This window comes from Streptomyces sp. NBC_00353, from assembly GCF_036108815.1.
In the GTDB taxonomy this organism is placed as follows: Bacteria; Actinomycetota; Actinomycetes; order Streptomycetales; family Streptomycetaceae; genus Streptomyces.
Window position 1 is genome coordinate 3,933,787 of sequence record NZ_CP107985.1, and the last position, 18,913, is coordinate 3,952,699.

General features: G+C 69.8%; 10 protein-coding genes and 1 pseudogene. 6 read left to right on the forward strand and 5 right to left on the reverse strand.

Annotated elements, in window-relative coordinates:
• Window positions 1-4: 4 nt before the first annotated feature.
• Window positions 5-1,369 (reverse strand): HNH endonuclease, encoded by a 1,365-nt coding sequence (locus tag OHA88_RS17725; RefSeq protein ID WP_328626238.1) that lies wholly within the window; start codon window positions 1,367-1,369, stop codon window positions 5-7.
• Window positions 1,370-1,645: 276 nt separating this feature from the next.
• Between OHA88_RS17725 and OHA88_RS17730 the strand changes: the two are divergent.
• Window positions 1,646-2,917: pseudogene (locus tag OHA88_RS17730) on the forward strand (helicase-related protein); the annotation flags it as partial.
• Window positions 2,918-3,048: 131 nt separating this feature from the next.
• Here the strand turns inward: OHA88_RS17730 and OHA88_RS17735 are convergent.
• On the reverse strand, window positions 3,049-3,192 hold the full coding sequence (locus tag OHA88_RS17735; protein WP_328626239.1) for a hypothetical protein: 144 nt from the start codon (window positions 3,190-3,192) through the stop codon (window positions 3,049-3,051).
• Between the two features lie 222 nt (window positions 3,193-3,414).
• Here OHA88_RS17735 and OHA88_RS17740 point away from each other — a divergent pair, with 222 nt between their 5' ends.
• The gene (locus OHA88_RS17740; protein ID WP_328626240.1) at window positions 3,415-6,330 is read left to right on the forward strand and encodes an ATP-binding protein; all 2,916 of its coding nucleotides are present in this window, start codon (window positions 3,415-3,417) and stop codon (window positions 6,328-6,330) included.
• A 62-nt stretch (window positions 6,331-6,392) separates the two neighbouring features.
• Window positions 6,393-8,447, forward strand: coding sequence for an FAD-dependent oxidoreductase (locus OHA88_RS17745; protein ID WP_328626241.1), 2,055 nt, complete (start codon window positions 6,393-6,395; stop codon window positions 8,445-8,447).
• 40 nt (window positions 8,448-8,487) lie between these two features.
• On the opposite strand, the gene glyA is transcribed toward OHA88_RS17745, so the two are convergent.
• Entirely contained in the window at window positions 8,488-9,786 is a 1,299-nt protein-coding gene (gene glyA, locus OHA88_RS17750) for a serine hydroxymethyltransferase (RefSeq protein ID WP_443044245.1), read from the reverse strand.
• 284 nt (window positions 9,787-10,070) lie between these two features.
• Between glyA and OHA88_RS17755 the strand changes: the two genes are divergently transcribed.
• Window positions 10,071-11,687, forward strand: a complete 1,617-nt coding sequence (locus tag OHA88_RS17755; protein WP_328626243.1) for a hypothetical protein — start codon at window positions 10,071-10,073, stop codon at window positions 11,685-11,687.
• A 208-nt stretch (window positions 11,688-11,895) separates the two neighbouring features.
• Complete coding sequence (locus tag OHA88_RS17760) at window positions 11,896-13,839, forward strand: S53 family peptidase (RefSeq protein WP_328626244.1); 1,944 nt, start codon at window positions 11,896-11,898, stop codon at window positions 13,837-13,839.
• 211 nt (window positions 13,840-14,050) lie between these two features.
• On the opposite strand, the gene OHA88_RS17765 is transcribed toward OHA88_RS17760, so the two are convergent.
• Window positions 14,051-16,738, reverse strand: coding sequence for a SpoIIE family protein phosphatase (locus OHA88_RS17765; protein ID WP_328626245.1), 2,688 nt, complete (start codon window positions 16,736-16,738; stop codon window positions 14,051-14,053).
• A 73-nt stretch (window positions 16,739-16,811) separates the two neighbouring features.
• A complete protein-coding gene (ku, locus tag OHA88_RS17770; RefSeq protein ID WP_328626246.1) occupies window positions 16,812-17,897 on the reverse strand; it encodes a non-homologous end joining protein Ku in 1,086 nt (361 codons plus the stop codon).
• 90 nt (window positions 17,898-17,987) lie between these two features.
• Between ku and ligD the strand changes: the two genes are divergently transcribed.
• Window positions 17,988-18,884 (forward strand): non-homologous end-joining DNA ligase, encoded by an 897-nt coding sequence (gene ligD, locus OHA88_RS17775; protein WP_328626247.1) that lies wholly within the window; start codon window positions 17,988-17,990, stop codon window positions 18,882-18,884.
• The last annotated feature ends 29 nt before the right edge of the window (window positions 18,885-18,913 follow it).

Here is an 18,913-nt window from a genome sequence, read left to right on the forward strand (position 1 = left end):
CAAGTCAAAGGCGTCCGCACAGCCCGCGGTGATAGCGAAGATGCTCCTGTTCAATGACGTGGTCGACATGCCGCTTCAGCTGGTAATCGACAGCTCCGGTCGAGTTCCGCCTAACTGTCCAGTCCTCGTCGATGTAGATGGCGAGCCTGTCGAATTCGACGTGGTGGTTGGGACAGAGGCACAGCAGGTTGGACAGCTCATCGGGTCCGTGGTGAGGCTTTCCGACCCCTCTGATATGCGCCGCCTCGCTGTAGTGGCTGTACCTGGTCTCCACTCGGGACCCGCACACCTGGCACTCGTGCTCGTACATCACCTTTATGCGTTCCACGAGCCGCGGATCACGATCGGGCTGCGACGAGGTGACCGAACGGCGGGGCACCCTTCCCCCGCCGCGTCCTCCGTCGGGAAGTTCGCCGCTGGCCCTCGTGTATCCGGCGAGCCCCACCCGTTCCAGGAGCTCGTCCCGATCGACATCGCCAAGATATTTCGAACAGAGCAGGCCGACGGCCTCGGCACGGGCCAGAGAACGACGGAGGATCTTGGCCGCATCCTTGGTGAGACCGGCCCTGGCGCGCGCCACCGTCAGCTGGGACGGAGTCGGTGTGGACGGCGGCTGCTCGATCCCCTCGACGCTCCACAGCCCACTGCTGCGCAGGTGCCAGAAAGGGTACTCAGGAGTGACCCGGGATTCCGGAAGCCCGAAGTCCTTCAGCAGCGGGCCGACCTCATTCCTGAACGTCTCCCACCCCACTATGCGATCCTGCTCCGCGGCCAGGCGACCGATTGCCCACAGAAGGGTGATCGGCTTGTGGCGTGAGGGGCGCTGCCCCTTGATGTGGGTCTTCAGGCTGGAGAGAGAACGGAACAGGTCGTCCCGGCCCAGCGTCGGCCCTCGTTCTGGACGCGAGTCGTTCCGCCCTGTCTGCGAGGGCTCCGAGGGATCGACCATGTCCAGGAAACTGCGCCTCCCTTCGGCGGGTACGAGAGTCAGCGAGCGCAGCGGCACGGGGATACGGAGGCCCCGGAGAACGGGCTCCGCGGGCACTTCGATCTCGGCCACATCACCAAGCGCCATGATGTGCTCCCAGGTCTTCTGATCGTCATCTACGCCCCAGACGGCCTTGGCGAGGGGCCGGTTGCGGAAGAGCCCGAGGATCCTGGCTTTGGCGACGAATTTCTTGCCGGCGTAGAACAGCACCTCGTCGCCGACTCGGCGCTCCTCCAGCGCGGTCACTTTCTCCGACTTCTCGCGGACGGGAGGCGTCGATCCCCAGAGCCGTGCCACGCCTGCGGGGAAGAGCTCCCTGAGGGCTTCCCCATCCGCACCCAGGACATGTTCGTAATCGGAGAGCCGGATGCCTTCACGCACCGAGTGCCTGAAGTGTTGCGGTCCTCGCACCCGAGCTGTACCTCTCGGCTGGAGCACCCACTGAACCCCTGCCGGCCCCGGGAGGTAGGCCCCATCCCCACCCGGGCCACTCGCTTCTTCGTCCCCCGTGCCGGGGAGCAGGACAGCACTCTCCATTCTCATGGTTATCAGGTTAACTAACGGCACTGACAACGGACTTGTTGCCCCCAAGCGCAATCCAGAGTTCCATCACCGGCATCGAGGCCCGCCCGACACTGCTCGCATGACTCACAATCTTCCTTTGCATCGCTGTCCGCGGACGAGCGCCGACGCTCAGAGGAAGCCTTCGCGGAGGCACGCGACTGTGTGATCGTCTCCACGAGCACTCTGGAACTCGGCATCGATGTAGGCGATCTCGACCGAGTCATCCAGATCGACGCACCTGGGACCGTGGCTTCGTTCCTTCAACGCCTCGGGCGAACCGGACGGCGTCCCGGATCCATGCGCAACTGTCTGTTCCTGGCGCTCGACGAGGCTGGTCTATTGTCGGCCGCCGCCCTTCTGCTGCTCTGGTCGCGTGGCTGGGTTGAACCGGCCGTCGCACCCTCAGAACCGCGACACATCGTCGCTCAGCAGGTGCTGGCTCTCTGCCTTCAGGAACACCGGGTCGGGGACCGGCTATGGCAGGACTGGTGGGGTGGGCTCGGACCGTTCGGCTCGTCCGCCGAGCCGATCGTGCGCCATCTGATCGCCGAGGGGTATCTGAACCGGGATGGCGGGCTGATGTTCGTCGGGCCCGAGGCCGAACGGCGCTTCGGCTAACGGCACTTCATGGATCTTACGGCCGTGTTCACCGCAGCCCCTGAGTTCACTGTCCTGTCGGGCCGCAACGAAATCGGCACTACGGATCCCGCACTGCTCACAGAGGAGATCGCCGGACCGCGGCGGCTGCTGCTCGCCGGACGCAGCTGGCAGGTGACGTACATCGACTGGTCCCGGCGCCGCTGCTCCGTCGAGCCGGTGGACGGGGGCGGAAAGGCCCGATGGGGTGGGGTAGGTCTGTCCCGCACCGCGTCCCACGCACTGACCCGCGCGGCGCGGGAGGTGCTGCTCGGTGAGACACCTCCCGTCAGCCTCACCCGACGTGCCGATAGCGCGCTCGCCCAGGTGCGCGAAAAGGGAGCCGAGCTGGTGCACCCAGATGCCTCTGTCCTCCTGCGGGGCGGCCGCGACACCAATGTGCGCTGGTGGACGTGGGCCGGGCACAAGGCCAACGCCACGCTGGCAGCAACGCTCAGTTCGGTGGCCGACCCCCTGCAACGCCCCACGGACACGTACGTCCGGCTTCGCGAAGACATCACGCTTCAAGAATGGAAACAGGCGAAGGCTGAAGCAACGGAGCGTCTGTGCCTCCCCTCGGTAGACCCCCGTGCCCTCCAAGGACTGAAGTTCAGCGCAGCTCTGCCCCCGCGTCTGGCCGAGGCGACACTTGCCGCCGGCCTGGCCGACCTCGGTGGCGCGGCGGCAGCGATTCGTGAGCCCGTCAGGTTCACTCTCGAGGGCTCCTAGCAGAGGGGCTGACGTGCGGTGCACGTCATGCCCAGGCATGCGGTTGACCAGCGTGAGTGCGAAGCATGTAGTCCCGGACTCAGGCTCACTGGGTTTGGTCCCTTGTCGTTCCCCGTACCGAGCGAGACCGGTCAACGGCCCTGCAGCCACCACACGATCCAGGCGACGGTGGCAGTGCCCGCAGCGGTGCCGGCTCCCGTTACGAAGCTGTACAGCGCCGCGGTGCGCAGGTTGCGGGCTGCGACGTGCGCTGCATTGCGCTTGCTGATGTCCATGACTGCTCCCCGGCCGCTCGTACGGTGCCCGCTCCGCCGAGCGGCGAGAGGAGGGCCTGATATGAGGTTGCGGCGGCGGCACACGGGAAGACTGAAAGACCGGGCACTGCGGGCAGAACTCTCTTACGCTCCACGTCACCGGTGTGCCCGCAGTGCCCGTCGAGGGCAGCGGACCCGGCGGGCACCGCGCTCACGGCGGTCGTCACAGTCTGGGGGGGATCGATGGAACAGCGCGCCCGTGCCTTCTACGAGGAGTTACGCGCCCTGGAGAACCGCGCCAGGGCAGCCAAGCGTGCCGCGGGCCAGGTGTACTCGCGCCGAGAGGCCGGACGCGCCGTCAGGAAGTACGGTCCGGAGGTGAGCGCGCAGCGCGTCAGCGACTGGCTGTCGGACATCCCCGGCCGGGCGAAGATACCGAGTCCCGGCAGCAGCGAGCAGGTCTGGGCCCTGGTGCGGCTGTGGAGCGACTGGGCCGGCGAGGTACCCAACGAAAGATACTGGCGCACTCTGCTGGACCAGGCACAGCCATTGGAACGGGCCCGTGCTGCCGCCGTGACCAGTTCGCAGTCGTCCCCGGGCGAGTGGCGGTCGGCGGCGTCGTCCGCCGCCGCGACCTCCCTGCGCACGCTCCCGCGCGACGTCGCCGCCTTCACCGGACGCACCCTTGAACTCGACCGGCTGGTCGCAGCGGTGGGCCCCGCCCGTGGGGTGACCGTGCACACCGTGGACGGGATGCCGGGGGTGGGAAAGACGGCGCTGGTGACGCGTGCTGCGCACCTGCTCGCCGACCGCTTTCCCGATGGGCAGATGTTCATCCGGCTGCATGCCCATACGCCCGGGCAGCGGCCTGCCGAACCGGCCGATGTGCTGGCCGGGCTGCTCGCCGGTATCGGCGGCGGTGCCCAGCAGATTCCGGTCGACCTCGACAGCCGGGCCGCGTTGTGGCGTGGCCACCTGGCGGGTCGCCGGATGCTGCTGGTCCTGGACGACGCGGTCGATCACGCCCAGGTCGAGCCGCTGCTGCCCGCCATCGGGGACTGCCTGGTGCTGGTCACCAGCCGACGCCGACTGGTCGCGATGGAGAGCGCCATACCCCTGTCGTTGGAGATCCTCCCGGCGAGGCAGGCAGCCGAGCTGTTCAGGCGCCTCACACACCGCACCCCCGACGACAGCGCCGCCGATGCCGACGTGATCGAAGAAGTGGTGCGCCTGTGCGGCTGCCTGCCACTGGCCATCTCACTGCTCGCGGGAAGGCTGGCGCACCATCCGACCTGGAGCATCGCACAGCTGGCAGCCGACTTCACCACCGCGCGGGACCGGCTGGGCGAACTCCACGCCGGCGACCGCACGGTGGCCGCCGCCTTCGAGCTCTCGTACCACGACCTGCCCCCCGACCGGCAGCGGCTGTTCCGCCGGATCGGCCTGCACCCCGGACCGGACATCGACGCCCGCGCTGCCGCGGCTCTCGACGACATCCCGCCGGACCTGGCGCGGCGGGAGCTGGAGGCGCTGTACACCGACCACCTCATCGACGAACAGGCGCCCGGCCGCTACCGGCCGCACGACCTCGTCCGCGCCTACGCCCGTACGCTGGCGGCTCGTGACCCGGTCGAGGAACGCAGCCGGGCAACCGCCCGGCTGCTGAACCATTACCAGCACAGCGCGGAGGCCGCCGACCGGCACCTCTCGCTGGCCCCCTCACCCGCCAGTGCCTCCGCCCTCGCGGACGGAATGTCCTCCCGGGACCAGGCACTGACCTGGATGCATGCCGAGCGGGCGAATCTCTTCGCATGCGCCGACCACGCCTCCGTCACCGCCGATCACTCACGGGTCGTCCGGCTCGCCGCGGCCATGACGGCGTTCCTCCACCAGGAAGGCCCGTGGCAGGAAGCTGCCGCCCTTCAGAGCCGTGCGGTGACGGCCGCCAGGCTCAGCGGTGATCGACACGGCCAGGCCACCGCTCTCACCGCCCTGGGCCATGTACGCCTCTTGACCAACGACTATGCGGCAGCGGTCGAGCTCGAAGAGCGCGCGCTGACCCTGTACCGCGAGCTCGGCGACCGGCACGGCGAGGCCCGAGCGCTCACTGAACTGGGCCGCGTGCTCCGGCTGATCAACGACTATCCGAAGGCGTACGCGCTGCAACGCCAGGCGCTATCCCTGCAGCAACGTCTCGGCGACCGGCAGGGCGAGGCCGAGGCCCTGACCGAGCTCGGCTTCATCCGGTACCGCACCAACGACTACACGGAAGCGGCCGAACTGCAGGAGCGGGCCCTGACCCTCTACTGGGACCTCGGTGACCGGCATGGCGAGGCCGGTGCCCTCAGCAGGCTGGGATTCGTACGATTCCGCACCGGGGACTACCCAGCGGCGGCGGAGCTCCAGGACAGGGCCCGGATCATCTACCGGGACCTCGGTGCCCGCCAGGGCGAGGCCAACGTGCTCACCGAACTGGGCCACATCGAGATCGCCACCGGGAGTCACGGCAGAGCCGTCGCTCCCCTGGACCGGGCCATGGCTCTGTACCGGGACCTCGGTGACCGGCACGGCGAAGCCGACGTCCTCACCGAACTCGGCCGCGCGGCGGCCGCCGCCGGCGACAACCCGGCGGCGGCGGCGTTACTGGAACAGGCACTGGACCTGTTGTCGCAGCTCGGCGACCACCTGCACGAGGCATACGTCCTCGCCTCCCTGGGCAGGGTGCGGATCGCCACCGGACATTATCCGGAAGCTGCCGAACTGCTGCGACGGTCCCTGGCCCTGCGTCAGGAACTGGGCGACGTACGCGGCGAAGCCGAGGCCCGCAATGCCACGGGTGCACTCCTTGTCGCATCGACAGGCGCCCCGGAGGCTCTCGTCCAGTACGAGGAGGCTCTGCGGCTCACCGGTGTCGTACCGAATCCGCTGGAGGAGGGCCGCGCGCTCGAAGGCGCCGCCCGCTGCAAGGAGCTCACCGGGGCAATTCCCGCAGCGCTGGCCGACCTCGCTGCGGCCGTGCGCATCTACCGGCGCCTCGGTGCCGCCGAAGCAGAGCCGACGGCGGCTCATCTGGCCCGCCTCGTACGTACGGCCGATCCGCTGCCCCCTCCTTCCGCCTCCTCCGGCACGCCGGCCCGTCAGGAACCGCCCGACGGCTGAAGGGGCCGGGTACCAAGCCGGTTGCGTATTCGAGTCACGCCCCGACACGGGAGAGGAGTCGCATGAATGTGACGCGACAGGACGGCGAAGTTGTCAGGGTTGCCGTAGTAGGCCCCCTCAGCGGGCCGAACACCGAGTCGGGGCTGCTACTCGCCGAGGCGGCCGCGGCCGTCCGGCAGCTCGCGGTGCGATGGGAGCTGTTCGACGATCGAGGCGGGACCGACGGCGCCGTGGCCAGAGCGGAGGATGTCGTCGCCGACGGCGGATTCGCTGCCGTCCTCACGCACCTGCAGAGCGACGGAGCACATGCGGTCCTGGACGTGTACCGGGCGGCCGGGCTGCCGGTGCTGCTGCCGCTGGCCATCGCACCCGGACGGTCCGGCTTCCGCACCGAAGCGGAGGCCGACCGTACAGTATTGCGGCTGCACCCCGGCGACCGGAGTCAGATCGCAGCAATAGTGCGCGCATGCCAGGAACGCGGCAAGCGGCGACTCGCCGTCCTCCACGACGGCAGTGACCGTGGCCGACAGCTGGCCGGCCGGCTGACCGAGGAGGCCGCGACGAACGATACGACCGGCCCCGAACTATCCGTTCAGCTGCACGAGGTCTGGCCAGACAATGACGGGACGGCAACCGTAGTGGTGTGCGGCACCCACTCGGGAGCGGCCAGGCTGCTCCATCAGGGTCTCAGCGGGCAGCCAGGACACCTGGTCGTACTCACCGATGACTGCGACATCCTCGCCGGTGGCCCGCCCCCCTCGACCGTTGTGGTGACCCGTTTGGTCGGCGGCGCCGCCACACGGGTGACAGCAGCGTTCGCCGCACTGGGCGGAGCACTCACCAAGCACCCTGCGCTGCGCGGCGCGGCCCTGCTGGACATGGTGCGCGGGGAGCTGGCCGACATTTTCGACCCCGCCGGCGACCTGCTGGACGGCACTGCGGGCGGTGGCTGGGAGGTACGGCCGCAGCGCCCGCTCCGCGCGTCCGGTGGGTCGGCTGCCAGGCGTCACCACGACATCGCCGTCCTGGGCGGCGGCATGGTGGGCAGGGCGGCGGCAGCGGAACTCGCCGAGGGCGGTGCCTCGGTTGTCCTACTGGACGACGGCACCCCCGGCTCGTCGGCCAGCGCGGTATCCGGCGCGCTCATCCGGGCCTTCGAGCTGGACGCGGGGGAACGGGATCTGGCCTGTGAGGCCTTCCTGTCCCTCTGGGGACGTCCGGGGCCGGCGACGGCCTATGGCTACCACCGCACCGGCGCCCTGGTGCTCCTCAGTCCTGCGGACCTGGAGGCGGCCGCTGCCGGGGTCGCCGAGCTGGGCAAAGCAGGTGTGGCCGTCGAACTGATCTCCGTACCCGAGTTGAACGCCCGCTGGCCCGATGTCAACACCGCCGGTCTGGCGGCCGCGGTGTGGGAGCCGGGGGCGGGCTACACACGGCCCACCGTGGCCATGGCCGCGACGCTCGACCGGGCCCGACGGGCAGGGGTGGAGCTGCTCCCCCACCACCGTGTCGACTCACTCACCGCTTCCCCGGACGGCTCCGTCGTCCTGTCCGGCTCGAATCTCCGGGACGACGTCCGCGGCCGCACCGAAGTGCACGCCGAGGTCGTCCTGGTCGCCGCCGGTATCGCATCCCCCGGACTGCTCGGCGACCGTTGGCCGACCGACCGGCCCGCCAGGACCAAACACATCAGGTACGCAATCTTCAATCGCGGCGACCGGCGGCTTCCCACCATCGTCGATGCCGCCACCGGCGCCTGGGCCCGCCCCGACGGGCTGGACGGAATGCTGGCCGGCTACCCGGCAGAGGAATGGGACCTTCCCCCGACCCCCACGGCGGTGCCCGACGAGCGGCAGGTCCAGTGGATCCGTGACGGCGTCTCCCCTCTGCTGCCATTCCTGGCGGAGGCGAAATTGCTCACCGGTTCGAGCGGCACGGACCTGTTCGTCGCCGGCGGTCCGGCGCTGGGACCGTTGCCGGGTCTGCCGAGGGCCGTTGTGGCGGCCGGCTGGTCAGGTGCGGGATTCAAGACCTCTCCGGCGGCGGCGCATCGAGCCGCCGAGGCCGCTGCCCAACTGCTCGGCGAGCGGAGGCGGGCAGCGGCATCACGTGGCTGAAGGGCCTGGCGCCCGGGGGTGCCGGGCGGCCCTGGGCTCGTCAGTCCACCGGCAGCCCCGGCGCCGGGTAGGCGTCCATCAGGTTCTTCACGTCGGCGCGCACCTTGGTGACCGTCGCCTCGTCGTCCGTACGCGCCGCCTCCACCACCCGGGCGATCCACTCCGCGACCGTGCCCATCTCGGATGCGGGGATCCCGCGAGAGGTCAGGGCCGGGGTGCCGATGCGGATGCCGGACGGGTCGAAGGGCTTGCGGGGGTCGTAGGGGACCGCGTTGTAGTTGACGACGATCCCCGCCCGGTCCAGAGCCTTCGCCGCGATCTTGCCGGGCACGTCCTTGCCGGTGAGGTCGATCAGCAGAAGGTGGTTGTCCGTGCCGCCGGAGACCAGGTCGAAGCCCCGGGACGCCAGCTCCTCGCCGAGGGCGCGGGCGTTGGCGACCACCTGGTGGGCGTAGGCACTGAAGTCGGTGGTCGCGGCTTCCTTGAGCGCTACTGCGATCGCCGCCGTCGTCTGGTTGTGCGGGCCGCCCTGGAGGCCTGGGAAGACGGCGCGGTCGATGGCACGGGCGTGTTCCGCCCGGCTCAGCAGCATCGCGCCGCGCGGGCCGCGCAGCGTCTTGTGGGTGGTGGTGGAGACCACGTCGGCGTGCGGGGCGGGTGAGGGGTGGGCGCCGCCCGCGATCAGGCCGGCGATGTGGGCGATGTCGGCGACCAGGACCGCGCCGACCTCGTGGGCGATCTCGGCGAAGCCGGCGAAGTCGATCGTCCGGGGTACGGCGGTACCGCCGCAGAAGATCACCTTGGGGCGCTCGGCGCGGGCCAGGTCGCGGACCTCGTCCAGGTCGATCCGGCCGGTGTCGCGCCGGACGCCGTACTGCACCCCGCGGAACCAGGTGCCGGTCGCCGAGACACCCCAGCCGTGCGTGAGGTGACCACCCATCGGCAGCGACATGCCGAGCACGGTGTCACCGGGCCGGAGGAACGCCAGGTACACGGCGAGGTTGGCGGGCGAGCCGGAGTACGGCTGCACATTGGCGTGGTCCATGCGGAAGAGGGATGTGGCCCGTTCGACGGCCACCGTCTCCACCTGGTCGATGATCTGCTGGCCTTCGTAGTACCGCTTGCCGGGGTAGCCCTCGGAGTACTTGTTCTGGAGGACCGTGCCGGAGGCCTCCAGAACCGCTGCGGAGACGTAGTTCTCACTGGGGATCAGGCGCAGGGTGTCTGCCTGCAGCTGCTCCTCCGCGGTGATGAGGGCGGCGAGCTCCGGGTCGGCGGCGGTAAGGGCGGGGCGGTGGTTCTCGGGTGTCGTCACAGGGTTCTCCCGGGTCTGGCGCATTGCTGCGGCGTGGACCCGGATGCCCAGGCGGACGGCTCTCCGGCGGTGACGCCTCCGGGCAGGCCCGGAGTGTGCCGCTTCCTCGTGGTCGATTCCACGGAGCACCCCTGCCGGGGTGCGCGCCAGTCGCGGCGCCTCGAAGTTTACCGACGGATGATGGATCCGGGGCGGATGCAGGGCGGATCCGGGGCGAATACGCCCGATTGACACGGTTCGTGGCGGCGAGGATTGTGGTGAAGCCGGGCGCGGTCAGGGGTGTCGTGCCCAACGGTTGGGGGGCCGGGATGAGTTGGGACGATCAGGTTTTCCGACCGGGCTCGGTCCCTCCCGCACCGCCACCGCCTTCCCGTCCGCCCACCGTGGGGCCGCCGCCACCGGGCGCCGCACTGCGTGCCGTGGCCGCCGGGTTGCTCAATCTCACCGGTCTCGGGCTCGGCTACGCCCTGACGGGGCGTTGGCTCAGAGCCGTTCTGTGCTGGGTGGCGACGGGTGTGCTGCTGCTCGTGGCGCTGCCCGCCGATCCCGGCGGCGTGGCCATGGGTCCGGTCGTCGGGTATGTGCTCGTGCTGGTGGCGGCCGCCGTGGACGGGGCGCGGATCGCGCGGCGTACCGCTGTCGGCGGGTCGTGGCGGCCGGTGGTGGCGGCCGGGGTCGGACTGGTGCTGCTGGCGGCGCCGGCGGGCGGCGTGGTGCTCTACGGCTCCGCGCAGGACGAGGCCGTCGAACAGATGCTGCTCGACCGGCTGGGTGAGAGCGACCGGACCGTGCGGGCCGCCTCGGGCCGGACCTTCGATGCCGCCCGGGCCGACTACCGTTCCGCCCTTGCCGTCTACCGCGATCTCGGTGAGGAGCATGCGGGGTCGAGGGCGGGGAAGCTCGTGCCGGAGCGGCTGAACGCGTACTACGAGGCGGTCGCCGCTCCGTACCGGCAGGGCAGGCACTGCGAGGCCGTGGCGCCGCTGACGTATCTGCGGACCGTGCCCGATTCGATCGACCCGAAGCTGCTGGGCGACCTCGCCGGCTGGCCCGACGGTCCGCTGGCCACCTCGCTGTACGCGTGCGGGGTGTCGAAGCTGGGTGTGGGGTCGTCGGGTGGCGAGCTGGCCGAGCTGCTGCGTACGTTCCCCGGCTCGGCGCAGGCCGGGAAGGTGGGTCCGGCGGTCTCCAGGAAGATCGCGGAGCAGGCCCGGGCGGTGAGCGGGAGCAGTCCCTGCCCGGCCACCGAGACGCTGCGCGGGCTCCGGGCGAGCGTGGCGTCGATGCCGGAGAAGTCGGTCGCCGCCCGGGCCGGGGAGGCCGACCGGGGGATCCGGAACGGCATGTACGCCTGCGGGGTGGACCAGTTCCAGAACAAGCAGTTCACCGAGGCGCGGAAGACCCTGACGGAGTTCGCCACCACTTACGAGAAGGACAGGCGCAGGGCTCGGGCCCGGGACATCGCCGTCGCCGCGGAGATCGCCGACGACCGGCCGGCGGCGGGCAGGCGGCTGCCGCCGGCCGGACGTCCGGGCGGGTCCCGGATGGAACTCGTCATCAGCAACGACGCCCCGAGCGGTGTCGAGATCCTCTACACCGGCCCGGTCACCGGCCGCGTCACGCTCAAGGCGTGCGGCAGTTGCAAGCGGTACGGGACGGAGGCGTCCGGGTCGGCGCTCGCCTGCAAGGCCGGCGGCAGGAGCTACCCGAAGGTGCGGTTGCAGCTTCCGGCGGGCGAGTACCACTTCCTGTACAAGCACGGCACGGGCGCGAGCGCGAACGTCGACAGCTACTCGTCCGGGTCGCGCATCAAGTCCGGCTACACGTACGCGAGTTGTACGTACGTCGTCGAGAGTGCGTACGGGCTCGGCCTGCCCTCACCGTCCGATCCGATCACCTTTTCGCCCGCGTCGCCTTCTCGGTGAACCGGACATCGATACCGGGGCGGCCGGATCCGGACAGGTGCATTCCTGCCCTTATCGACCTGAACTGCCCGTTTCCCAGCGCCTCTTGACAGTTTCTTGGTGAATGCATGCCCCTTACGTAAACGGTTCCTCGCCAGAGTGACGGATTACATGTGCACATCATCCGGCACATGCTCCACACGCGAAGAACCACATCGCAGGGGGTTACATGAGAATCAGCCGCGCCAGACGTCGCGCCGGGCTGAGCATGGCAGCGACACTGCCGCTGCTCGCCGGTGCACTCGCCCTCGGCATACCGTCCGCCAGTGCGGACTCCGCGCCCGGCGGGCGCGACGCACTGCAGGGCACCAAGCCGGCCTGGGCGACCGCCCAGGCCGATCAGGGTGCCACGGCCGACAGCGGCAAGGTGAGTGTCCGGGTCCATCTGGCCGGGCGGGACGCGCAGGGGCTGGCCGCCTACGCCGCCGCCGTGTCCGACCCGCACTCCTCCTCGTACGGGAAGTATCTGAGCGCCGAGGAGGCACAGGCCCGGTTCGGGGCGACCAAGCAGCAGATCGACCAGGTCAGCCACTGGCTGAAGTCGAACGGTCTGACCGTCACCGGTGCCAACCAGCACTACGTCTCCGCCACCGGCGATGTCGCCGCGGCCGAGAAGGCGTTCAGCACCCAGCTGCGCAACTACCGCAAGGGCAGCCGGACCTATCGCGCCCCGTCCTCGACGGCCTCCGTGCCGGCCGGGCTGAGCGACTCGGTCCTGGCGGTCTCCGGTCTGGACAACGCGCCGCACAAGTCGAGCCACGACGAGACGCTGCCGCCGCCGGACGCGGTGTTCCGCAACGCGGGCCCCTTCTCCTCGTACTTCGGCTCGAGGACCGCGGAGTCGCTGCCGAGCGCGTACGGGACCAAGGTGCCGTACGCGGTCAAGGGCTACACCGGCAAGCAGCTGCGTGCCGCGTACGGTGCGGGCAGCTGGACCGGCAAGGGCGTGACCGTCGCGATCACCGACGCGTACGCCTCGCCGACCATCGCCAAGGACGCCTCCGAATACGCCAGGCGCAACGGCGACGCCCCGTACCGCAGCGGGCAGCTCCGCCAGGTGCTGCCGGCCGACTACACGAAGACCGAGGAGTGCGGGGCGTCCGGCTGGTACGGCGAGGAGACCCTCGACGTCGAGGCCGTGCACGCGGTCGCGCCCGCCGCGGACATCGTGTACGTGGGCGGCGCCTCCTGCTACGACGCCGACCTGCTGGACTCGCTCAACAAGATCGTCGACCACCGGCTGGCCGACATCGTCTCCAACTCCTGGGGCGACATCGAGGCCAACGAGACCCCGGACGTCGCGGCCGCGTACGACCAGGTGTTCAAGATGGGCGCGGTCGAGGGCATCGGCTTCTACTTCTCCTCCGGTGACGCGGGCGACAACGTCGCGTCCACCGGCACGAAGCAGATCGACGTCCCGTCCAACTCCGCCTGGGTGACGTCGGTCGGCGGCACCTCGCTGGCCGTCGGCAAGCACGACGCGTACCAGTGGGAGACCGGCTGGGGCACGCTGAAGGCGTCCCTCGCGGCCGACGGCAAGAGCTGGACCGGCTTCCCCGGCGCCTACACCTCGGGTGCGGGCGGTGGCACCAGCTCGACCGTGAAGCAGCCGTCCTACCAGCGTGGGATCGTCCCGGACGCGCTCGCGCAGGCGAACGGCAAGCGCCGGATGCGCACCGCCCCGGACATCGCGGCGGTCGCCGACCCGAACACCGGCTTCCTGGTCGGCCAGACCCAGACGCTGCCCGACGGCTCGCTCGGCTACGACGAGTACCGCATCGGCGGTACGTCACTGGCGGCCCCGGTCATCGCGGGCGTCCAGGCCCTCGCGCAGCAGGCCCAGCACGGCCGGCCGCTCGGCTTCGCCAACCCGGCGATCTATGCCCGGTACGGCTCGGCGACGTACCACGACGTCACCGACCACCCGCTGGGCGCAGGCCGTGACCTCGCGGTGGCCCGGGTCGACTTCGCCAACGGCTTCGACGCGGCGGACGGTCTGCTGACGTCGGTGCGGAGCCTCGGCAAGGACGCCTCGCTCAAGGCGGTCAAGGGATACGACGACGTGACGGGTGTCGGGACTCCGGCGGCCGGCTACATCAACTCGTACCGCTGACACCGACGCACAGGATCGACGCGTAGGACTGCCCCGGGGCTTCGGCCCCGGGGCAGCAGTGTGTGCGGGCCGACCTCAACAGATGCACTCCGGCACAGAGGTCGTGATCACGCCGCTGACACCCTTCCGCCCACCTGACGGCGCCCAGCGCCCGGAGGCGGGGCGCGGCATCCGTTCCCACGTGCAGTGACCAGCCGCTGCGGGACAGCCCTCAGAGGCTGTCCGTGGCCCCGGGCAGCGGCTGCTGCGCCCAGATGACCTTGCCTTCAGGGGTGTACCGCGTGCCCCAGTGCTCGGCGATCTGCGAGACGAGAAACAGCCCGCGGCCTCCCTCGTCCATCATCGCCGCGTACCTCAGATGAGGTGAGGTGCTGCTGCCGTCGGACACCTCGCAGATCAGGCTGCGGTCACGCAGGAGCCGCACCCGGATGGGTGCGGAGGCGTGGCGGATGGCGTTGGTGATCAGCTCGCTGAGCAGCAGCTCCGTGGTGAACGCCAGCTCCGACAGATCCCAGTCGTCGAGCTTCTCGGCGACGGCGGCGCGTATCCCGGCCACGGCGGCGGGGTCGAGCGGAACGTCCCATTCGGCGATCTGGTCGGCGGAGAGCGCGCAGGTGCGGGCGATGAGCAGTGCCACGTCGTCCTTGGCCTGGGTGGGAAGGAGTGCGTCGAGCACCGCCCGGCAGTGTTCTTCCGGCGATCGGCCGGCATGGGCCAGGGCCTGGCGGAGCAGCTCCATCCCCACATCGATGTCCCGGGTGCGGTCCTCGATCAGCCCGTCGGTGTAGAGGACCAGCTGAGCACCCACGGCCAGATCCAGTTCGGCCGTCTTGAACGGCATGCCGCCGAGCCCCAGCGGCGGCCCGGCAGGAAGGTCGGGGAACTCCACTCTGCCGTCGGGGTGGACCAGCGCGGGGAGGTGATGCCCGGCGCGGGCCATGGTGCAGTGCCGGGAGACAGGATCGTAGATCGCATACAGGCAGGTCGCTCCCACGACCCCGGCGCCGACGTCCGTGCTCCCCTCTTCCCTGTCGATGCGGTCGACGAGGTCGTCGAGGTGGCCGAGCAGCTCATCGGGCGGCAGGTCGAGCGTGGAGAAGTTGTGCACCGCGGTGCGGAGCCGCCCCATGGTTGCGGCGGCATGAAGTCCATGGCCGACGACATCCCCGACGACCAGAGCGACGCGGTTGCCCGACAGCGGGATCACATCGAACCAGTCACCGCTGACTCCCGACTGTGCGGGCAGATAGCGGTGGGCGACATCCAGGGCGTTCTGCTCGGGCAGGGCGCGCGGCAGCAGGCTGCGCTGCAACATCACCGCCAGGGCGTGTTCGCGGGTGTACCGGCGGGCGTTGTCGATGCTGACCGCGGCACGGGCGACCAGCTCCTCGGCGAGCGACCGGTCCTCCTCGTCGAACGTTCCGGCCTCCCGCGAGCGCCAGAAGTTGGCCATGCCGAGGACCACGCCCCGTGCCTGCAGCGGCGTCGTGAGGAGTGAGTGGATTCCGTACGCGATGACGTCGTCCGTGCGTTCCGGGTCCTGAGCACGCCAGCCGGGTGCGGAGGACAGGTCGGGCACCACCACCGACCGGCCGGTGGCGAATCCGCGTGCCTGGGGCGTGGAGGGAAGGAAGGTGATGAGCTCGCCGCGCGGGTAGAGGGGGTGGTCGTTCCGGATACCGCTGACGGCGACGCGGCACATGTCGGCGGCCGCGCCGGTCGGCTCCTCCCCGAGCAGGACGGCGTTGGCGAGGTCGACAGTGGCGAAGTCCGCGAAACGGGGGACGGACATCTCGGCCAGTTCTTCGGCCGTGCGCGCCACGTCCAGGGTGGTGCCGATGCCCAGTCCCGCGTCGTACAGCAGTCTGAGGCGTTCGTTCGCCGCGTCCACCTTGCCCGACAGCGCCATGAGCTGGGTGGAGTCGCGCAGGGTCGCCACCGTTCCCAGAGAGCCTCCGTTGTGGTCCGTGCGCCGCTGGTTCACCACCAGCATTCGGTCCCCGGCCAAGTACACCTCGTCCGTGACCACGCGGCCGGAGACAAGCAGCTCCGCCGTGGCCGGGTCGAGGCTCTCCAGTTCGTCGACCCGGCGTCCCTGGGCATCCGGCGGCAGATCAAGCAGCCGTTCGGCCTCGTCGTTCGCGAGCAGCAGCCGACCGTCGCGTCCGACGATGAGCACTCCTTCGCGGACGGAGTGCAGCACCGCGTCATGGTGCTCGTACATGCGTGTCATCTGGGCGGGATCGAGCCCGTGGGTCTGCCTGCGCAGCCGTTTGGCCACCAGTGCGGCCCCGCCCGTGGCCAGGGCGAGCGCGGCGGCACCGCTGGCAAAGATGACCACCAGCTGCCTGCTGACCGTGTTGGCGACGTTCTTGACCCTGAGACCTGCGGACACCAAACCCACGACCGAGTGGTCGGGGGCTTTGACGGGGACAATCGCCTGGACCTCATGGCCGAGGGGTCCTTGGACGTCTTCCACGTGGACCTGACCCGCCAGCGAGGGTTCGATGTTGCCGACGAACTTCTTCCCGATGAGCTCCGGGCGGGGGTGTGTGTAGCGAATCCCGTGGGTGTCCGTCACCACGATGAAGTCGACCCCGGCCAGTTTCCGCGCCTCCTCGGTGAGCGGCTGCAGCACCTTCGAGGGATCGGGAGATCTCAGCACATCCACCATCCCCGGAGCGTGTGCGAACGACTCCGCTGCCGCCACCGAACGGCGCTCCGCCTCGATCTCGGCGTCGTGAAACGATTGGAGGACCAGCGCAAGAACCGCGCCCGCCACGAGCAGGACAATGACCACCGCCTGCAGGACGAACACCTGCCGGGCTACGCTTCGCGGACGCCTGCCGCTCAGTGACCGAACCGATCTGCTCCGGGATCGGTCGGAATGGTCGACCATGGCGCCATTTCTAACACTTTCCAGCAACGCGTGCCCATTGGGTCACCCTTGTCCGATTTTCATCGACCAACCGTCAGGCCGAGGCGCGCTTCTTGGAGGATGCCTTCCTGGCCACCGGCTTCGTGCCCGTTGCCGACTTCGCTGTCTTTGCCGCCGTGTTCGCCGTCGTCTTCTTCGTGGCCGACTTCGTCGCCGACCGTGCGGTGGTCTTCTTGGCGGGGGTTCTGCCCGGCGTCGTCTTCTTCGCGGCGGCCTTCCGGCCGGTGCTCGCTGCCGTGGAGGCAGCTTTCTTCTTTGCCCCGGTTCCCCCGCTCTTCTTGCGTCCGGCGAGCGAGGTGACCTTGGCGACCGGGGCACCCTCTGCCTCTTCCGGCTCCTCACCGCGGGCTTCCTTCGCCGCCCGGACGCTGTTCTCCAGCGCCGCGATCAGGTCGATCACCTTGCCGCCGCCGTGCTCGTCGGAGGCGGCGGGCTGCAACGCCTCGCCGGAGGCCTTCGAGGCGATGAGGGTCTCCACCGCCTCGCGGTAGTCGTCGTGGAGCGTGTCCATGTCGACCTCGCCGAGGGTGGCCATCAGCGCGTCGGCCAGATCGAGTTCGGCGTCACGGACCGTGACGTCGGCCTCCGGGGCCACTCCGTCGGTGGCCCGGATCTCATCGGGCCAGAGCAGGCCGTGCATGGCGATCACGTCGTCGACCACGCGCAGCATGCCGAGCCGTTCACGGCCGCGCAGTGCGTACTTGGCGACCGCGACCTTCTGGCTCCGCTTCAGGGCCTCGCGCAGCAGTGTGTACGGCTTGGCCGCCGGCACTCCGTTGGCGGAGAGGTAGTACGCCGCGTCCATCTGGAGCGGGTCGATCTCGGTGGCGGGCACGAATGCGACGATCTCGATCGTCTTGGCGGTGGGAAGCGGGAGCGAGGCCAGGTCCTCGTCGGTGATCGGGATCATCGTGCCGTCGGCATCCTCGTACGCCTTGCCGATCTCGGCGGTCGTCACCTCCTGGTCGTCGAGTTCGCAGACCTTCCGGTAGCGGATCCGGCCGCCGTCGGCGAGGTGGATCTGACGGAAGGAGATCGAGTGGCTCTCAGTGGCGTTGACCAGCTTGATCGGGATGCTGACCAGCCCGAAGGAGATCGCGCCGTTCCAAATGGACCTCACCGTTCACCCCTGTGTCCCTGGAGATTTCGACAGGTATCGATAGATGGCGATTGATTCCATAAGATCCCGGAATCATGTGATTCTTATCGTATGACGCCGATCACGGAGGTGGAGGGGCGGCGCCTGGCGCTCAGCAACCTCGACAAGGTGCTGTATCCGGCCACCGGGACCACCAAGGGCGAGGTGCTCCACTACTACGCGGTCACGGCGGCCGACGCCCTGCTCGCGCATCTGCACAACCGGCCGGTGTCCTTCCTGCGCTATCCGGACGGGCCGGACGGTCAACGCTTCTTCACCAAGAACCCGCCGCCCGGTACCCCGTCCTGGGTACGGATCGCCGAGGTGCCGCGGCATGCGGCACAGCAGAACCGGCAGGTGGTCGTACAGGACCTGGCGTCGCTGATGTGGGCCGCAAACCTGGTGGTGGAGTTCCATACGCCGCAGTGGCAGGCCGATGCTCCGGGGATCGCCGACCGGATGGTGTTCGACCTCGATCCCGGAGCTCCGGCGACCGTCGTGGAGTGCTGTCGGGTGGCGCTGTGGCTGCGTGAGCGGCTGGCGGCGGACGGGTTGCCCGCGTACGGGAAGACCTCGGGGTCGAAGGGGCTGCATCTCCTCGTACCGCTGGAGCCGGTTCCCGCCGATCGGGTGTCGGCGTACGCGAAACGGCTGGCGATGGAGGCGGAGCGGGATCTTCCGGACCTGGTGGTGCACCGGATGACGCGGGCGCTGCGGCCGGGGAAGGTGTTCGTCGACTTCAGTCAGAACGCGGCGGCGAAGACCACCGCCACGCCGTACACCCTGCGCGCCGGGGCCGAGCCGACCGTCTCCGCGCCCGTCACCTGGGCGGAGATCGAGGACTGCCGGACCCCCGCCGAGCTGGTATTTCTGGCCGCCGACATGGCCGGGCGGCTGGAGCGGTACGGGGATCTGCTCGGCCCGCTGCTCGATCCGGACCGGGCCCGGCCGCTGCCTGCCGCTCCCTGAGCCGAGTCCGTCGGGGCCTGTTCAGGACC